Annotated in this window: 20 protein-coding genes and 1 tRNA gene; 20 read left to right on the top strand and 1 reads right to left on the bottom strand. The window is 59.0% G+C overall.

Features of this window, described 5'->3' with window-relative positions; all coding sequences use genetic code 11:
- Nucleotides 1-81: 81 nt before the first annotated feature.
- A complete protein-coding gene (locus HX811_RS10790; protein ID WP_177019304.1) occupies nt 82-507 on the top strand; it encodes an HIT domain-containing protein in 426 nt (141 codons plus the stop codon).
- Nucleotides 508-510: 3 nt separating this feature from the next.
- The gene (locus HX811_RS10795) at nt 511-717 is read left to right on the top strand and encodes a SlyX family protein (RefSeq protein ID WP_003209796.1); all 207 of its coding nucleotides are present in this window, start codon (nt 511-513) and stop codon (nt 715-717) included.
- 85 nt (nt 718-802) lie between these two features.
- Here HX811_RS10795 and HX811_RS32125 read toward each other — a convergent pair whose 3' ends face one another.
- Entirely contained in the window at nt 803-1,405 is a 603-nt protein-coding gene (locus tag HX811_RS32125; protein ID WP_003209798.1) for a cold-shock protein, read from the bottom strand.
- A 428-nt stretch (nt 1,406-1,833) separates the two neighbouring features.
- Between HX811_RS32125 and HX811_RS10805 the strand changes: the two genes are divergently transcribed.
- The 18 genes from HX811_RS10805 (at nt 1,834) to HX811_RS10890 (ending at nt 15,722) form a co-directional block, all read left to right on the top strand.
- Nucleotides 1,834-2,307, top strand: coding sequence for a Dps family protein (locus HX811_RS10805; protein WP_003209800.1), 474 nt, complete (start codon nt 1,834-1,836; stop codon nt 2,305-2,307).
- 209 nt (nt 2,308-2,516) lie between these two features.
- Nucleotides 2,517-2,870, top strand: a complete 354-nt coding sequence (locus HX811_RS10810; RefSeq protein ID WP_043225921.1) for a ribbon-helix-helix domain-containing protein — start codon at nt 2,517-2,519, stop codon at nt 2,868-2,870.
- A gap of 218 nt (nt 2,871-3,088) precedes the next feature.
- The gene (locus HX811_RS10815) at nt 3,089-3,310 is read left to right on the top strand and encodes an FmdB family zinc ribbon protein (protein WP_003209804.1); all 222 of its coding nucleotides are present in this window, start codon (nt 3,089-3,091) and stop codon (nt 3,308-3,310) included.
- A 108-nt stretch (nt 3,311-3,418) separates the two neighbouring features.
- Entirely contained in the window at nt 3,419-5,194 is a 1,776-nt protein-coding gene (gene aspS, locus HX811_RS10820) for an aspartate--tRNA ligase (protein WP_003209808.1), read from the top strand.
- 151 nt (nt 5,195-5,345) lie between these two features.
- Nucleotides 5,346-6,092, top strand: coding sequence for a YebC/PmpR family DNA-binding transcriptional regulator (locus HX811_RS10825; protein WP_177045888.1), 747 nt, complete (start codon nt 5,346-5,348; stop codon nt 6,090-6,092).
- A gap of 155 nt (nt 6,093-6,247) precedes the next feature.
- Nucleotides 6,248-6,772, top strand: a complete 525-nt coding sequence (ruvC, locus tag HX811_RS10830) for a crossover junction endodeoxyribonuclease RuvC (protein ID WP_003209812.1) — start codon at nt 6,248-6,250, stop codon at nt 6,770-6,772.
- Nucleotides 6,773-6,887: 115 nt separating this feature from the next.
- Nucleotides 6,888-7,499, top strand: a complete 612-nt coding sequence (ruvA, locus tag HX811_RS10835; RefSeq protein ID WP_003209814.1) for a Holliday junction branch migration protein RuvA — start codon at nt 6,888-6,890, stop codon at nt 7,497-7,499.
- On the top strand, nt 7,500-8,558 hold the full coding sequence (ruvB, locus tag HX811_RS10840) for a Holliday junction branch migration DNA helicase RuvB (protein WP_003209815.1): 1,059 nt from the start codon (nt 7,500-7,502) through the stop codon (nt 8,556-8,558).
- Between the two features lie 138 nt (nt 8,559-8,696).
- Complete coding sequence (gene ybgC, locus HX811_RS10845) at nt 8,697-9,152, top strand: tol-pal system-associated acyl-CoA thioesterase (RefSeq protein WP_177045890.1); 456 nt, start codon at nt 8,697-8,699, stop codon at nt 9,150-9,152.
- Between the two features lies 1 nt (nt 9,153).
- Nucleotides 9,154-9,849: a protein TolQ gene (gene tolQ, locus HX811_RS10850; protein WP_003209819.1), complete on the top strand. Its 696-nt coding sequence runs from the start codon at nt 9,154-9,156 to the stop codon at nt 9,847-9,849.
- Nucleotides 9,850-9,872: 23 nt separating this feature from the next.
- Complete coding sequence (gene tolR / locus HX811_RS10855; RefSeq protein WP_161635741.1) at nt 9,873-10,325, top strand: protein TolR; 453 nt, start codon at nt 9,873-9,875, stop codon at nt 10,323-10,325.
- Nucleotides 10,325-11,398 (top strand): cell envelope integrity protein TolA, encoded by a 1,074-nt coding sequence (gene tolA / locus HX811_RS10860; RefSeq protein ID WP_003209823.1) that lies wholly within the window; start codon nt 10,325-10,327, stop codon nt 11,396-11,398. The genes tolR and tolA overlap by 1 nt, the downstream gene beginning before the upstream one ends.
- 17 nt (nt 11,399-11,415) lie before the next feature.
- Entirely contained in the window at nt 11,416-12,696 is a 1,281-nt protein-coding gene (tolB, locus tag HX811_RS10865) for a Tol-Pal system beta propeller repeat protein TolB (protein WP_032868196.1), read from the top strand.
- A 55-nt stretch (nt 12,697-12,751) separates the two neighbouring features.
- Nucleotides 12,752-13,252 (top strand): peptidoglycan-associated lipoprotein Pal, encoded by a 501-nt coding sequence (gene pal, locus HX811_RS10870; RefSeq protein ID WP_003209827.1) that lies wholly within the window; start codon nt 12,752-12,754, stop codon nt 13,250-13,252.
- A 6-nt stretch (nt 13,253-13,258) separates the two neighbouring features.
- Nucleotides 13,259-14,092: a tol-pal system protein YbgF gene (ybgF, locus tag HX811_RS10875; protein WP_023659229.1), complete on the top strand. Its 834-nt coding sequence runs from the start codon at nt 13,259-13,261 to the stop codon at nt 14,090-14,092.
- Nucleotides 14,093-14,256: 164 nt separating this feature from the next.
- Entirely contained in the window at nt 14,257-14,904 is a 648-nt protein-coding gene (gene queE, locus HX811_RS10880) for a 7-carboxy-7-deazaguanine synthase QueE (RefSeq protein WP_003209831.1), read from the top strand.
- Nucleotide 14,905: 1 nt separating this feature from the next.
- A complete protein-coding gene (gene queC / locus HX811_RS10885; protein ID WP_177045893.1) occupies nt 14,906-15,583 on the top strand; it encodes a 7-cyano-7-deazaguanine synthase QueC in 678 nt (225 codons plus the stop codon).
- Nucleotides 15,584-15,646: 63 nt separating this feature from the next.
- Nucleotides 15,647-15,722: transfer RNA gene (locus HX811_RS10890), tRNA-Lys, on the top strand.
- Nucleotides 15,723-15,742: the final 20 nt, after the last annotated feature.

The following is a 15,742-nucleotide window of genomic DNA, read 5'->3' on the forward strand; positions in this document are numbered from 1 at the left end:
CGCGCATTCGCCGTGAAGCGACCGGCATTCGCAGGTATGCTGGGCGCCTGAAACCTGACCCGCCGAACGGGAGTGACTGCTGTGTTCGCCTTAGATCCACGTCTTCAACAAGACACCTTGCCTATCGGGGATTTCCCCCTGTGTCGGCTGCTGCTTTCCAATGACTCGAATTACCCCTGGTTCATCCTGGTGCCGCGCATTGACGGTATCAGCGAAGTGTTTCAACTGGATGTCGCCGACCAGCAGCGGGTGTGGCAGGAAAGCACGGCACTGGCACAGTGGCTGAACGAAGGGTTCGGCGCCGACAAAATGAATATCGGTGCCTTGGGTAATGTGGTCAGCCAACTGCACGTGCATGTGATCGTACGCAAGCGCGACGACGCGGCCTGGCCTGCGCCGGTCTGGGGCAAGCACCCGGCGAGGCCCTACAGTGACGAGCAAGTGGTGGCAATTCGTGCGCGCCTGCGCGAGATCCTGCCGGCCGACTTCACGTTCCTGGAGGCTTGAGCCATGGATCTTCAAGCCCGCGTGACCGACCTGGAAAGCCGCCTGGCCTTTCAGGACGACACCATCGAGACCCTGAATGACATCCTGGTCACCCAGCAGCGTGCCGTGGAACGCCTGCAGTTGCAGATGACTGCGTTGCTCAAGCGCCAGGAAGAAATGGGCGGCCAGTTCGAGTCGTCCGAGGAAGAGGCGCCGCCGCCTCATTATTAATAAGGCAGGGGTTGAACCCCCGGGCATAAAAAAACCGCGATGCAGCCAGGCTGCATCGCGGTTTCTTTTTTTCGGGGTGCTGGAATCAGCGACGCGGCAATGCGGCGATCACATCTTCAGCTTGCAGCCCCTTGTCACGGTTCATGACGGAGAACTCCACGCGCTGGCCTTCCACCAGTACGCGATGGCCTTCGCCGCGAATCGCCCGGAAGTGGACGAAGATATCGTCGCCCGAATCCCGGGAAATAAAGCCGAAGCCCTTGGAGGTGTTGAACCACTTGACGGTCCCGGTATCCCGGTTGGTCATGTCGTAGCTTTGCGACGCAGCGGCCGGGGAGGAGCGGTAAAAACTGATGGCCAGATGAAGAACGATGGCGACCAGTGCTATTGCCAGGCTGAGCAGGACGGCCGGGTGGCCACCCACTTCAGGCATAGGCGCCAGCAGGGTGAGGGTTTGCACGACAACAGCGAGGACCAGCAGGGCGCTGACCAGGTTTTGCAGTTGATGACGCGGGCCTTTGTTCCAGTATGGAATGACTGGAGCCAGTGTCAGGTTAAGAAGACCAAAGAAGGTCAGGTAGAGAGCGTCAGGTTGCTGCAGGTAAGGCAGGGTCTCTGATCGCAGGCTGGGGATAAAGGACAGCAGCAAAGCTGCAGCGCCCGTTAGCAGGTGGACGATTTTCAACATTTTGATTAACTCACGTTAAGACGGATCACAAGGAAGAGCTGACGGGCACGGTTCGCTTCTGAACAATGGGAGGCGTTGGGCACGTGCACGGGTATCAGCCTATGCCGCTTGCCGCGAAAAATATCGGCGGCGACACGCTGCCTATTTAACAGCAAAGCCTGTGCCTACTCAAATCAAGCATTTCAGGCTGTTACAAGGGGCACGGCATTTCTGCGTCAAACACTTGTCCTAGACAGGTGCAGGCTTTTTCGCAGGTGCTGGGTAATTTTTCCGGTAGCTGTTGAAGCCTTGCCTGTCGGGCAAGCCCGCTCTGCAAGGGGCGATTTGCCGCACCTCGAAAGGGTCAGCCAGGCTGCGCACGGCCGGCACTCTTGCTAGAGTGGTCCTGCACCTGATCAATGAATTTTTATCAATTGAAGGGGAAACACATGGCAATCGATATTGGTATCAGTGAAGAAGACCGTAAATCAATCGTTGATGGACTTTCGCGACTGCTTTCCGATACCTATGTACTTTACCTGAAGACCCACAACTTCCATTGGAACGTAACGGGGCCCATGTTTCGTACACTGCACTTGATGTTTGAAGAGCAGTACAACGAACTGGCGCTGGCGGTGGATTCAATCGCAGAGCGTATTCGTGCCCTGGGCTTTCCCGCACCGGGTGCCTACTCGGTGTATGCGCGACTTTCTTCGATCAAGGAAGAAGAGGGTGTGCCAAGCGCTGAAGACATGATCAAGCAACTGGTCGAAGGCCAGGAAGCGGTGACTCGCACAGCCCGGGGTATCTTCCCGTTGTTGGATAAAGTCAGTGATGAACCGACGGCGGACTTGCTGACCCAGCGTATGCAAGTGCATGAAAAGACCGCATGGATGTTGCGTTCCCTGCTCGAAAACAAATAACACCGGTGGCGGGCGGGCGTCGAGCTGACGCCCCTCGCATGCCTGCTTCCCGGCGATTTCCGCGATTCCGCGAGCTTCCTGATATGCGCGTTGGCTTGTCCTACGGTGATCGGCTCCCTGTCTTCTGGCTGCACTTGTCGTCTTGATGTTTTATAGCTCAACGGCCAACGAGAACATGAGTGGCCGTCAGGCAATGGAGTGTCAAGTGTATGTCACGCGGAGCAGGTAATGGAGTTATGGAAACGTGCGGATTGCACAAGATAAAGGTAGATCCCTTTGCCAAGGGGTTCGATATGAACTTGGCCAGGCCATTGTCCCGATCGGTTCGGCTTAATGGTTTTTCGACGTGTTTGCGGCTCGAAGAGGTGTATTGGAATATCCTCGCGGAGATCGCCAGGATCAATACGTGTTCGGTCAGTGCGCTGCTGTCTTACGTAGACCGGGAAGTGCACTTGCGTTATGGCGGTGTAAAGAACTTCAGCGGTCTGGTCAGGGTAGTTTGCGTGGTGCATGTATTGAAAGGGCGGCTTGTCGCGCCCAGTGTCCAGCCGGACCCTGCATGAACCTTGTGCCGGGCGCCCGTCCCGGGATTGCCCCGGGTCGGGCGCCCGGCAGAAGTCTGCTGCAGTCATCTATATAAAGAGCAGCGCGCCGCTACGGCTGCACAGCCTCGATTTACCAGATATAATCCCGGGCTTTGCTGCGCATGCCGGGACTTTCCCACAGGATAGAGCCAGGGCAGGGCGTGGCGCAGTAATGATCTGATCGCCGAGACATCTCCATGCCCATGTACGACTATCAATGCGCTTCCTGTGGTCATCAGTTGGAAGCCATTCAAAAGATCAGCGCAGCGCCGCTGGTCGATTGCCCTGCCTGCCAGGCACCGGAGCTCAAGAAGATGTTGTCCATGCCGGGCTTTCGCCTGAGTGGCAACGGTTGGTACGAGACCGACTTCAAGACCGGTTCGAAGAAGAATCTGGCCGGCGGCGACAAAGCAGACTGAGTTGAACTCTACGCGCAGGCTCCTGCATTATCCGTCACCTGACTTAGCTGTACGGTGATGAGGCGGGCCTCCACCGAATTTCGAATTACGAGAAGCGAAACCACTATCATGATGCGCAGCCACTATTGCGGCCAACTGAACGAGACCCTGGAAGGTCAGGAAATCACCCTTTGCGGATGGGTTCACCGTCGCCGCGACCACGGCGGGGTGATCTTCCTCGATATCCGTGATCGTGATGGTCTGGCCCAGGTGGTGTTCGATCCGGACCGCGCCGAGAGCTTCGCCGCCGCCGATCGCGTGCGCAGCGAGTACGTCGTGAAGATCACCGGCAAGGTTCGCCTGCGTCCGGCCGGTGCCACCAACGCCAACATGGCGTCGGGCATGATCGAAGTGCTGGGTTACGAACTGGAAGTGCTGAACGAGTCGGAAACCCCGCCGTTCCCGCTGAACGAGTTCTCTGACGTTGGCGAAGAAACCCGCCTGCGTTATCGCTTCCTGGACCTGCGTCGCCCGGAAATGGCCGAGAAGCTGCGCCTGCGTTCGCGCATGACCACCAGCATCCGTCGCTTCCTCGACGAGAACGGCTTCCTCGACGTCGAGACGCCGATCCTGACCCGTGCTACCCCGGAAGGCGCCCGCGACTACCTGGTGCCGAGCCGTACCCACGCCGGTTCCTTCTTCGCCCTGCCGCAATCGCCACAGCTGTTCAAGCAACTGCTGATGGTCGCCGGCTTCGACCGTTACTACCAGATCGCCAAGTGCTTCCGTGACGAAGACCTGCGGGCCGACCGCCAGCCGGAATTCACTCAGATCGACATCGAGACCAGTTTCCTCGATGAAAAAGAGATCATGGGCATCACCGAGCAGATGATCCGCAACCTGTTCAAGGAAGTGCTGAACCTGGAGTTCGGCGAATTCCCGCACATGACCTTCGAAGAAGCCATGCGCCGTTACGGTTCCGACAAGCCGGACCTGCGTAACCCGCTGGAACTGGTTGACGTTGAAGACCAACTGAAAGATGTCGACTTCAAGGTGTTCAGCGGCCCGGCCAACGACCCGAAATGCCGTATCGCCGCACTGCGCGTGCCTGGCGCTGCGAGCATGCCGCGCAAGCAGATCGACGACTACACCAAGTTCGTCGGCATCTACGGTGCCAAGGGCCTGGCGTACATCAAGGTCAACGAGCGCGCCAAGGGCGTTGAAGGCCTGCAGTCGCCAATCGTCAAGAACATCCCTGAAGCCAACCTCAATGTGATCCTGGATCGTGTTGGCGCGGTTGACGGCGACATCGTGTTCTTCGGTGCCGACAAGTCGAAGATCGTCAGCGAAGCGCTGGGTGCACTGCGGATCAAGGTCGGCAACGACCTGAACCTGCTGACCTGCCAGTGGGCGCCGATGTGGGTGGTCGACTTCCCGATGTTCGAAGAGAACGACGACGGCAGCTTCAGCGCGCTGCACCATCCGTTCACCGCGCCGAAGTGCACGCCGCAAGAGCTGGAAGCCAACCCGGCTGGCGCTCTGTCCCGTGCCTACGACATGGTGCTCAACGGCACCGAGCTGGGTGGCGGTTCGATCCGTATCCACCGCAAGGAAATGCAGCAATCGGTCTTCCGCCTGCTGGGCATCAACGAAGATGAGCAGCAAGAGAAGTTCGGCTTCCTGCTCGACGCCCTGAAATACGGCGCGCCACCCCATGGCGGCCTGGCCTTCGGCCTGGACCGTCTGGTGATGCTGATGACCGGTGCCCAGTCGATCCGTGAAGTGATTGCCTTCCCGAAAACCCAAAGTGCTGCCGATGTCATGACGCAAGCACCGGGTGTGGTGGATGCCAAGGCGCTGCGCGAGCTGCATATCCGTCTGCGCGAGACACCAAAGGCTGAGTAAGGCCGCAGCGTGAAAGCGCGATAAGGTTTTACATTGTCAGCTAAGGGCGCATCTTCGGATGCGCCTTTGCGTTACAAGGGCTGCACGTTAAAGAGGGAAGTCCCGCCTGGGGCGGGATCGACAGGTTTCTACAGAATTTCGGAGTTGTGTTATGGCTGGCCATTCCAAGTGGGCGAACATCAAGCACCGCAAAGAGCGTCAGGATGCCAAGAAAGGCAAGATCTTCACCAAGTGGATTCGCGAGCTGACCGTTGCCGCGCGCCAGGGTGGCGGTGACCCGGGTTCCAACCCGCGCCTGCGCCTGGCCCTGGACAAGGCCCTCGGCGCCAACATGAGCCGCGACATCATCGACCGCGCCGTGGCCCGTGGTGCCGGTGCGGCCGATACAGACGACATGGTCGAGTTGAGCTACGAAGGCTACGGCCCGGGTGGCGTGGCGGTGATGGTCGAGTGCATGACCGACAACCGCAACCGTACCGCGGCTGCCGTGCGCCATGCGTTCAGCAAATGTGGCGGCAACCTCGGCACTGACGGTTCGGTGGCCTACCTGTTTGAGCGCAAGGGGCAGATTTCCTTCGCGCCGGGCGTGGATGAAGATGCGCTGATTGAGGCGGCAATGGAGGCCGATGCCGACGACGTGGTGACCAACGAAGACGGTACCATCGACGTGTTCACCTCGTTCGCGGGCTTCTATTCGGTGCGTAACGCCCTGGAAGCGGCTGGTTTCAAAGGCACCGACGCGGAAATCGTGATGCTGCCGACCACCAGCGCCGAGCTGGACCTGGACGGGGCGCAGAAGGTACTCAAGATGCTCGACATGCTTGAAGACCTGGATGACGTGCAGAACGTCTATTCCAATGCCGATATTCCGGAATCGGTGGCTGAACAGCTAGGCTGAAGGATGATGCAGATCTAATGTGGGAGCGGGCTTGCTCGCGAAGGCGGCGTGTCAGTCAGTCAATACGGTGACTGATACACCGCCTTCGCGAGCAAGCCCGCTCCCACATTTTGATCTTGGCTATATCAAGAATTTTTTATCCAACTGCAGGCGTTATGACTCTAATCCTAGGTATCGACCCCGGTTCGCGAATCACCGGCTTTGGCGTGGTCCAACAGACCCCGCGAGGCTGCGTGTACGTGGCGTCGGGCTGTATCCGTACCGGCGCCGGCGAGTTGGCCGAGCGCTTGCAGATCGTGTATCGCGGCGTGCGTGAAGTGATCCAGACCTATGGGCCAGTGACCATGGGCATCGAAAAAGTGTTCATGGCGAAAAACGCCGACTCCGCCCTGAAGCTCGGCCAGGCCCGCGGTGCGGCCATCGTGGCCGGAGCCGAGGAGGGCATGGAGATCGCTGAATACACCGCGACCCAGGTCAAGCAAGCCGTGGTCGGTACCGGTGCTGCCAATAAAGAGCAGGTGATGATGATGGTCATGCACATGCTCAAACTCACCGCCAAACCGCAAATCGATGCCTCCGACGCCCTGGCCATTGCCATTTGCCATGCCCATACCCGTTCCAGCCTGATGCCCCATGGCTTGGGGACCGCACGCAGTCGTGGCGGCCGGCTGCGTCTCTGATAGCATCAGCGCATTCATTCTGCGTGGGGTGCATGAACGGCCTGTGCTGTCGGCCGGCATGCCCGCGTTATTACCGGCCAGGCCTTGATTTGAGCCGATTCTTAAGGATTCGAACGTGATTGGACGCTTGCGCGGCACCCTGGCTGAGAAACAGCCACCGCACCTGATTCTGGATGTAAACGGGCTGGGTTATGAGCTTGAAGTGCCCATGACCACCCTCTACCGCTTACCGTCGGTCGGTGAACCGCTGACCCTGCACACTCACCTGGTGGTGCGCGAAGACGCGCAATTGCTCTATGGGTTCGTTGGCAAGCGTGACCGGGATTTTTTCCGTGAGCTGATCCGCCTCAACGGCGTGGGGCCGAAGCTGGCGCTGGCGCTGATGTCGAGCCTGGAAGTGGATGAATTGGTGCGCTGTGTGTCGGCCCAGGACACGTCCGCGCTGACCAAGGTACCGGGCGTTGGCAAGAAAACCGCCGAGCGCCTGCTGGTGGAGCTCAAAGACCGCTTCAAGGCCTGGGAGGTTGTGCCGAGCATGTTTGCCCTGGTGCCCAACCAGCCTGATGCGCCGGGTGTGCCGGTGGCCAGCGCTGAAAGCGATGCGGTCAGCGCGCTGATCTCCCTGGGCTACAAGCCGCAAGAGGCGAGCAAGGCCGTCTCAGCCATCAAGGACAAGAACCTGAGCAGCGAAGACATGATCCGCCGCGCCCTGAAGGGAATGATTTAAGTGATTGAAGCTGATCGTCTGATCGCGGCCACCGGGCCTCGTGATCGTGAAGAAATCCAGGACCGGGCGATTCGCCCCCTGAGCCTTGCCGAATACATCGGCCAGCCCACCGTGCGCGAGCAGATGGAGCTGTTCATCCAGGCCGCGCGCGGGCGCAGCGAGTCCCTGGACCACACGTTGATCTTCGGCCCGCCCGGGCTCGGCAAGACCACCCTGGCCAACATCATCGCCCAGGAAATGGGCGTGTCGATCAAGTCCACCTCCGGCCCCGTGCTGGAGCGCCCGGGCGACCTGGCGGCGCTGCTGACCAACCTGGAGCCCCACGACGTACTGTTTATCGACGAGATCCACCGGCTTTCGCCCATCGTCGAGGAAGTACTGTACCCGGCCATGGAAGACTTCCAGCTGGACATCATGATCGGTGAAGGCCCGGCGGCGCGCTCGATCAAGCTCGACCTGCCACCGTTCACGCTGGTGGGTGCGACCACCCGTGCGGGCATGCTGACCAACCCGCTGCGAGACCGTTTCGGGATTGTTCAACGTCTAGAGTTCTATAGCACGGCGGATCTGGCCACCATCGTCAGCCGTTCGGCGAGCATCCTTGGCTTGCCCCTGGACCCGGAAGGCGCCTTTGAAATCGCCCGCCGCGCCCGTGGTACCCCGCGGATTGCCAACCGTCTGCTGCGCCGGGTGCGCGACTTTGCCGAAGTGCGGGCCAAGGGGCATATCACCAAGCCCGTGGCAGACCTGGCGCTGAACCTGCTGGATGTGGATGAGCATGGCTTTGATCACCAGGACCGGCGCCTGCTGTTGACCATGATCGAGAAGTTCGATGGCGGCCCGGTGGGCGTGGACAGCCTCGCCGCCGCCATCAGCGAAGAGCGGCATACGATTGAGGATGTACTGGAGCCGTATCTGATTCAGCAGGGCTACATCATGCGCACGCCAAGGGGGCGTGTGGTCACCCGGCATGCGTATCTGCACTTTGGGTTAAACATTCCGTCACGATTGGGCGAGATGCCCGTAGTAGACGAATTCCTCGATGCAGTAGACGATTAAAAACGCTTGGCGATTCGATTTATTCGGAGTTTGTGCTGTCCTAGTGGCTGGCGTCGTCATTCTTTCGTTAGAAATGTGCCACAGAATGAAAAACAGTTGCCTGGCCGGATTGGCAACCTGAGGAGTAAGCACTAGAGTATGCGCGCGCAAAACGGGGATCAGTCGTTCGCACATCGCTGTCGCGTTTATTACGAGGACACCGATGCTGGCGGCATCGTTTATTACGTCAATTACCTAAAGTTCATGGAGCGGGCTCGAACCGAGCGGCTACGGGATCTGGGCTTTGCCCAATCCCAGCTGGCAGGGGAGGACCTGTTGTTTGTCGTGCATTCCAGCGAGGCGCGTTACCACGCGCCGGCGCGACTGGACGACGAGCTGCTGGTCAGCGCAGAAATAACCGAATTGAACCGTGCCAGCCTGCGCTTTAAACAGCAGGTCAGGCGGGCTACGGATGCAACGCTGCTCTGTGAGGGGCAGTTCCTGGTGGCCTGTGTTCGCACCAATAGTTTGAAACCCCGGGCCATTCCCGAAACTCTACGCGCGGCCTTTGCCGGCGTGAGCGGCGCGGGTAAACATTCAGAGCAGGAGATTTAGCGTGGAACCTACCGTCGTCGACCATTCCTCCATGTGGAGCCTGGTCAGCAATGCCAGTGTCGTGGTTCAACTGGTGATGCTGGTCCTGGTAGCCGCATCGGTTACCTCTTGGGTCATGATTTTTCAGCGCAGCAACCTGCTGCGTGCTGGTCGACGTGCCCTGGAGAGCTTCGAAGAGCGCTTCTGGTCGGGTATCGACCTGTCCAAGCTGTACCGCCAGGCGGGCAGCAACCCGGACCCGGATTCGGGCGTCGAGCAGATCTTCCGCGCCGGCTTCAAGGAATTCTCCCGTCTGCGCCAGCAGCCAGGCGTTGACCCGGAAGCGGTCATGGAAGGTGTGGCCCGTGCCATGCGCGTCGCCATCTCCCGCGAAGAAGAAAAGCTTGAGCAAAGCCTGCCGTTCCTCGCCACCGTAGGTTCCGTCAGCCCGTATATCGGCCTGTTCGGTACCGTATGGGGGATCATGAACTCCTTCCGCGGCCTGGCCCAGGCCCAGCAAGCGACCCTGGCCACCGTGGCCCCGGGTATCGCCGAAGCGCTGATCGCCACCGCCATCGGTCTGTTCGCAGCTATTCCCGCAGTAATCGCCTACAACCGTTTTGCCGCTCGTGGCGAAACCTTGATCAGCCGTTACTACACCTTCGCCGATGAATTCCAGGCGATCCTGCACCGTAAAGTGCACACCAGCGAAGAATAAGCAGGTAATTCCCAATGGCTTTAATCGCTCGAGCTCGCAAAAAGCGCAAGCCGGTCGCCGAGATGAACGTAGTGCCTTACATCGACGTGATGCTGGTGCTGCTGGTTATCTTCATGGTGACCGCGCCGATGCTCAATCAGGGCGTGAAGGTTGATCTGCCCAAGGTTTCCAGCGAAGCCTTGCCGCAGGACAACAACACCCAGGTCCTGACCATTTCGATCAAGGCTGACAAGACCTATTACTGGAACCTTGGCAGCGAAGTCGACACTCAGAAACAGCAGGACAAGGCCATGACCTTGCCGCAGATGACTGATGCCGTGACCAAGATCATTCGCGCCGGCAACGAAGGTGGCAAGCACACTCAGGTGTTCATTCGCGGCGACAAGGTCGTCGACTACGGCTCCGTCATGGGCGCCATGGGCGGGCTGCAGAAGGCCGGGGTCGGTAATGTTGGCTTGATTACCGAGGCGCCCTGATGCACCAACAGCGAGAGCCGTCCGCCTCGGAAAGCTACTTCTGGCCTAGCGTCTGGGCAATTGCCCTGCACGTCCTGGTGTTTGGCATGCTGTTCGTCAGCTTTGCCATGACCCCGGACCTGCCGCCAGCCAAGCCGATCGTGCAGGCGACCCTGTATCAGCTGAAATCGAAAAGCCAGGCCACCACCCAGACCAATCAGAAGATTGCGGGTGAGGCCCAGAAGTCGGCTGCGCGCCAGACTGAAGTCGAGCAGATGGAACAGAAGAAGGTCGAGCAGGAAGCGGTGAAGGCTGCTGCGGAACAAAAGAAAGAAGAGGCGGCTCAAAAGGCCGAGGAATCGAAAAAGGCTGACGAGGCGAAGAAAGCTGCAGAGGCGCAAAAGGCTGATGAAGCCAAGAAAGCCGATAAAGCTGCCGAAGCCAAGAAGGCTGAAGAGAAACAATTGGCTGATATAGCCAAGAAGAAATCTGAAGAAGAAGCCAAGAAGGCTGCCGAAGAAGAGGCCAAGAAAAAGGCCGCTGAAGACGCGAAGAAAAAGATAGTCGAAGACGCGAAGAAGAAAGCCGCGGACGACGCCAAGAAGAAAGCTGAAGCTGACGAGGCGAAGAAGAAGATCGCCGACGATGCGAAGAAGAAAGCTGCCGCCGATGCCTCCAAGAAAAAGGCCCAGGAAGCAGCGCGTAAATCGACCGAAGACAAAAAGGCCCAGGCCTTGGCCGATTTGCTTTCCGACACGCCGCAGCGCCAGCAAGCCTTGGCCGATGAACGTGGTGATGAAGTCGCGGGCAGTTTCGACGACCTGATTCGTTCACGGGCAGCGGAAGGGTGGACCCGTCCTCCTTCGGCACGTAAAGGCATGACAGTAGTGCTGCAGATCGGCATGTTGCCGGACGGTACGGTGACTTCGGTCAGCGTGGCCAAGTCCAGTGGCGACGGTTCGTTCGACAGTTCGGCGGTAGCAGCGGTCAAGAACATTGGCCGGTTGACCGAGATGCAGGGAATGAAACCAAGCGACTTCGCTCCCTACCGTTCATTCAAGATGACATTCACACCTGAGGATCTAGCCTTGTGAGAAACCTTCTTCGAGGAATGCTTGTCGTTATTTGCTGCATGGCAGGGATAGCGGCGGCGGATGAAAAGAACATCCTGGTCACCAGCGGTAGCGATCGGGCCACCCCGATCGCCGTTGTGCCGTTTGGCTGGCAGGGCGGCAGCGTGCTGCCGGACGACATGTCGCAGATCATCAGCGATGACCTGCGCAACTCCGGCTACTACGCACCGATCGACAAAGGCAACATGATCAGCCAGCCGACCCAGGCCAGCGAAGTCATCTTCCGTGACTGGAAAGCGCTGAACGCCCAGTACCTGATGGTGGGCAGCATCACGCCCGCCGGCGGTCGCCTGCAGATCCAGTACACCCTGTTCAACGTCGCGACCGAGCAGCAAGTGCTGACCGGCAGCGTGTCGGGCACCACGGATCAACTGCGGGACATGGCGCACTACATCTCCGACCAGTCGTTTGAAAAGCTGACCGGGATCAAGGGTGCCTTCTCCACGCGCTTGCTCTATGTAACGGCCGAGCGTTTTTCGGTAGACAACACTCGTTACACTTTGCAGCGTTCCGACTATGACGGCGCGCGTGCAGTGACGTTGCTGCAATCCCGTGAGCCGATCCTGTCGCCGCGTTTCGCGCCAGATGGCAAGCGTATCGCCTACGTGTCCTTTGAACAGAAGCGTCCACGGATCTTCGTCCAGCACATCGATACCGGTCGCCGTGAGCAGATCACCAACTTCGAAGGCCTGAATGGTGCGCCAGCCTGGTCGCCGGATGGTTCACGCCTGGCATTCGTATTGTCCAAGGATGGCAACCCGGACATCTACGTGATGAACATGGCTTCGCGCCAACTGAGCCGTGTTACCAGCGGCCCGGGTATCAACACCGAACCGTTCTGGGGCAAGGATGGCTCGACCATCTACTTCACCTCCGACCGTGGCGGCAAGCCGCAAGTCTACAAAACCAGCGTCAACGGCGGCGGCGCCGAACGAGTGACCTTTATTGGTAACTACAACGCTGCACCTAAGCTTTCGGCTGATGAAAAGACGTTGGTGATGATTCACCGTCAGGATGGTTTCACTAATTTCCGGGTTGCGGCCCAGGATTTGCAGCGTGGAACCGTAAAAATCCTTACAGATACCAACCTTGATGAGTCAGCTACTGTTGCGCCCAACGGCACCATGGTAATCTACGCCACCCGCCAGCAGGGCCGGGGAGTCTTGATGCTCGTGTCCATTAATGGACGCGTAAGGCTCCCGCTTCCTACCGCTCAAGGCGAAGTCAGAGAACCGTCCTGGTCCCCTTACCTGAACTGACGCGGCGCTACAAAAAGAAGTACTTAACACACTGGGGTTCATTAGGAGTTTCACGATGGAAATGCTGAAGTTTGGTAAGTTTGCTGCTCTGGCTCTGGCTCTGTCCGTAGCCGTTGGTTGCTCGTCTAAAGGCGGCGACAATGCCGGTGAAGGCGCAGCTGTTGATCCAAACGCTGGTTACGGCGCTAACACTGGTGCAGTTGACGGCTCCCTGAGCGAAGAAGCTGCTCTGCGCGCTATCACCACTTTCTACTTCGAATACGACAGTTCGGACCTGAAACCAGAAGCCATGCGCGCTCTGGACGTTCACGCGAAGGACCTGAAAGCTAACGGCGCTCGCGTTGTTCTGGAAGGTAACACCGACGAACGTGGTACTCGTGAGTACAACATGGCACTGGGCGAGCGTCGTGCGAAAGCCGTTCAGCGCTACCTGGTTCTGCAAGGTGTTGCTCCAGGCCAACTGGAACTGGTTTCCTACGGTAAAGAGCGTCCAGTTGCTACTGGCCACGACGAGCAGTCCTGGGCTCAAAACCGTCGCGTCGAACTGCGTAAGTAATTCGTCATGCGAACGTGCCGTCGTGCTCTAACTGTATTGGCTCTCAGCCTGGCACCGCTTGCGGTGTGGGCTGCGGTTCCTGTGGAAGATAGCAACTCTGGCTATAACAATAGCGGGAGCAGTTATCCGCCAGCGGGTTATGGCACGAACGGCGCCTATGCCGGGGGCGCGGCAACTGCCGCGCCTTCGGCACAGGGCGAACTGTTCAACCAGCTGCAACGCATGCAGGATCAATTGTCGCAGCAACAAGGCACGATTGAGGTTCTGCAGAATCAAGTGAACCAGCTGAAGCAAGAAGGCCTGGAGCGTTACCAGGATCTTGATCGACGCATTGGAGCCGGCGTTACACCAGCCGCTACTCCTGATAATTCTTCTGCCGGTGGCGCCGCAAGCGCCGCCGGTGGTGCAGCAGCAGGGGCCGCGGCTGCCAGCCAAGCCCCTGCCGCCAGCAGCGAACCGGGTGATCCGGCGAAGGAAAAGCTGTATTACGATGCAGCCTTCGACCTGATCAAAGCCAAGGATTTCGATAAGGCCAGCCAGGCTTTTACCGCATTCCTGCGCAAATACCCGAACAGCCAGTACGCGGGCAACGCCCAGTACTGGTTGGGTGAGGTGAACCTGGCCAAGGGTGATCTGCAGGGCGCAGGCCAGGCATTTGCCAAGGTCAGCCAGCTGTACCCCAAGCACGCCAAGGTGCCGGATTCGCTGTACAAACTGGCTGACGTAGAACGCCGCCTGGGTCATACCGACAAGGTCAAAGGCATTCTGCAGCAGGTGGTGGCCCAATATCCGGGTACCTCTGCGGCCCAGTTGGCTCAGCGGGATCTGCAACGCATGTAAGCGTCGCAACCCGTTCAGAAGAAACCCGCGCCCTGCGCGGGTTTTTTCGTTAGAATCCACGCCCTTTTATGAAACACGCTTCCTGGGGTTTACGCGTTGGCGCAATTCCTTGAAGTGCCTGACGGAGGCGGACAGCCTGTTTAGCTGTTACGCCCGTGGCGACTATGCAAGACACATTACGTATCACCGAAGTTTTTTACTCGTTGCAGGGTGAAACGCGCACTGCCGGGCTGCCCACTGTATTTGTGCGCCTCACCGGTTGCCCGCTGCGTTGCCAGTACTGCGACAGCGCCTACGCCTTCAGCGGCGGCACCGTGCGCACCCTTGAAGACATCCTTGAGCAAGTGGCCGGTTACCGGCCGCGTTACGTCTGCGTCACGGGTGGCGAGCCACTGGCACAGCCCAATGCCATTCCCTTGCTCAAGCAGTTGTGCGATGCCGGTTACGAGGTGTCCCTGGAAACCAGCGGCGCCCTCGATATCTCTGCAGTCGACCCTCGGGTCAGCCGAGTCGTCGACCTCAAGACCCCAGGCTCCAAGGAAGTGCATCGCAACCGCTACGAGAACATCGAGCTGCTGACGGCCAACGACCAGGTCAAGTTCGTCATCTGTTCCCGTGAAGACTACGACTGGGCGACCTCCAAGCTGATCCAGTATGGCCTGGACCGCCGGGCCGGCGAAGTGCTGTTTTCCCCCAGCCATCATGACCTGAATGCTCGCGACCTGGCCGACTGGGTTGTTGCAGACAACCTTCCGGTGCGTCTGCAACTGCAGCTGCACAAGTACCTGTGGAACGACGAGCCGGGGCGCTGAGATGACTGATCAAAAACGTGCGGTGATCCTGCTGTCCGGCGGCCTCGACTCCGCGACCGTGGTCGCCATGGCCCGTGCAGAAGGCTACAGCTGCTACACCATGAGCTTCGACTACGGCCAGCGTCACCGTGCCGAACTGAACGCTGCCGCCCGTGTCGCCCGAGACCTGGGCGCGGCGGAGCACAAGGTGATCGGCCTGAATCTCGACGGCATGGGTGGCTCGGCGCTGACCGACAGCTCCATAGACGTGCCGCAAGGCCCCAGCGAAGGCATTCCGGTGACGTATGTGCCGGCACGCAACACGGTCTTCCTGTCCCTGGCCCTCGGCTGGGCCGAGGTGCTCAATGCCCGCGACATCTTCATCGGCGTCAACGCCCTGGACTACGCCGGATACCCGGACTGCCGTCCCGAGTACATCGAGTCGTTCGAGCGCATGGCCAACCTGGCGACCAAGGCCGGTGTAGAAGGGCAGGGCTTTCGCATCCTGGCGCCGCTGCAGAACCGCAGCAAGGCCGATATCGTGAAGGCAGGCGTAGGACTTGGCGTCGATTACTCGCTGACTGTTTCCTGCTATCAGGCAGACACTGATGGTCGCGCTTGTGGGAAATGCGACAGCTGCAGACTGCGTGCAGAGGGCTTCCAAGCGGCCGGAATTACTGACCCAACGCGTTATTTCTGATTTATTTTAAATAAGGTGTTGAATAATCCTTAGAAATCAGTATTATACGCGCCACCACACAGCGGGTCGTTAGCTCAGTTGGTAGAGCAGTTGGCTTTTAACCAATTGGTCGTAGGTTCGAATCCCACACGACCCACCATTTTTGGCGGTTTAGAAAAT

It is taken from the genome of Pseudomonas sp. F8002 (assembly GCF_013385495.1).
Classification (GTDB): Bacteria; Pseudomonadota; Gammaproteobacteria; order Pseudomonadales; family Pseudomonadaceae; genus Aquipseudomonas.

Bases quoted from the DNA above. Each gene is read 5' to 3' on its own strand.
- HX811_RS10795 (WP_003209796.1), top strand. From the start codon at position 511: ATGGATCTTCAAGCCCGCGTGACCGACCTGGAAAGCCGCCTGGCCTTT.
- HX811_RS32125 (WP_003209798.1), bottom strand. From the start codon at position 1,405: ATGTTGAAAATCGTCCACCTGCTAACGGGCGCTGCAGCTTTGCTGCTG.
- HX811_RS10805 (WP_003209800.1), top strand. From the start codon at position 1,834: ATGGCAATCGATATTGGTATCAGTGAAGAAGACCGTAAATCAATCGTT.
- HX811_RS10810 (WP_043225921.1), top strand. From the start codon at position 2,517: ATGTCACGCGGAGCAGGTAATGGAGTTATGGAAACGTGCGGATTGCAC.
- HX811_RS10815 (WP_003209804.1), top strand. From the start codon at position 3,089: ATGCCCATGTACGACTATCAATGCGCTTCCTGTGGTCATCAGTTGGAA.
- aspS (WP_003209808.1), top strand. From the start codon at position 3,419: ATGATGCGCAGCCACTATTGCGGCCAACTGAACGAGACCCTGGAAGGT.
- HX811_RS10825 (WP_177045888.1), top strand. From the start codon at position 5,346: ATGGCTGGCCATTCCAAGTGGGCGAACATCAAGCACCGCAAAGAGCGT.
- ruvC (WP_003209812.1), top strand. From the start codon at position 6,248: ATGACTCTAATCCTAGGTATCGACCCCGGTTCGCGAATCACCGGCTTT.
- ybgC (WP_177045890.1), top strand. From the start codon at position 8,697: ATGCGCGCGCAAAACGGGGATCAGTCGTTCGCACATCGCTGTCGCGTT.
- tolA (WP_003209823.1), top strand. From the start codon at position 10,325: ATGCACCAACAGCGAGAGCCGTCCGCCTCGGAAAGCTACTTCTGGCCT.
- tolB (WP_032868196.1), top strand. From the start codon at position 11,416: ATGCTTGTCGTTATTTGCTGCATGGCAGGGATAGCGGCGGCGGATGAA.
- pal (WP_003209827.1), top strand. From the start codon at position 12,752: ATGGAAATGCTGAAGTTTGGTAAGTTTGCTGCTCTGGCTCTGGCTCTG.
- ybgF (WP_023659229.1), top strand. From the start codon at position 13,259: ATGCGAACGTGCCGTCGTGCTCTAACTGTATTGGCTCTCAGCCTGGCA.
- queE (WP_003209831.1), top strand. From the start codon at position 14,257: ATGCAAGACACATTACGTATCACCGAAGTTTTTTACTCGTTGCAGGGT.
- queC (WP_177045893.1), top strand. From the start codon at position 14,906: ATGACTGATCAAAAACGTGCGGTGATCCTGCTGTCCGGCGGCCTCGAC.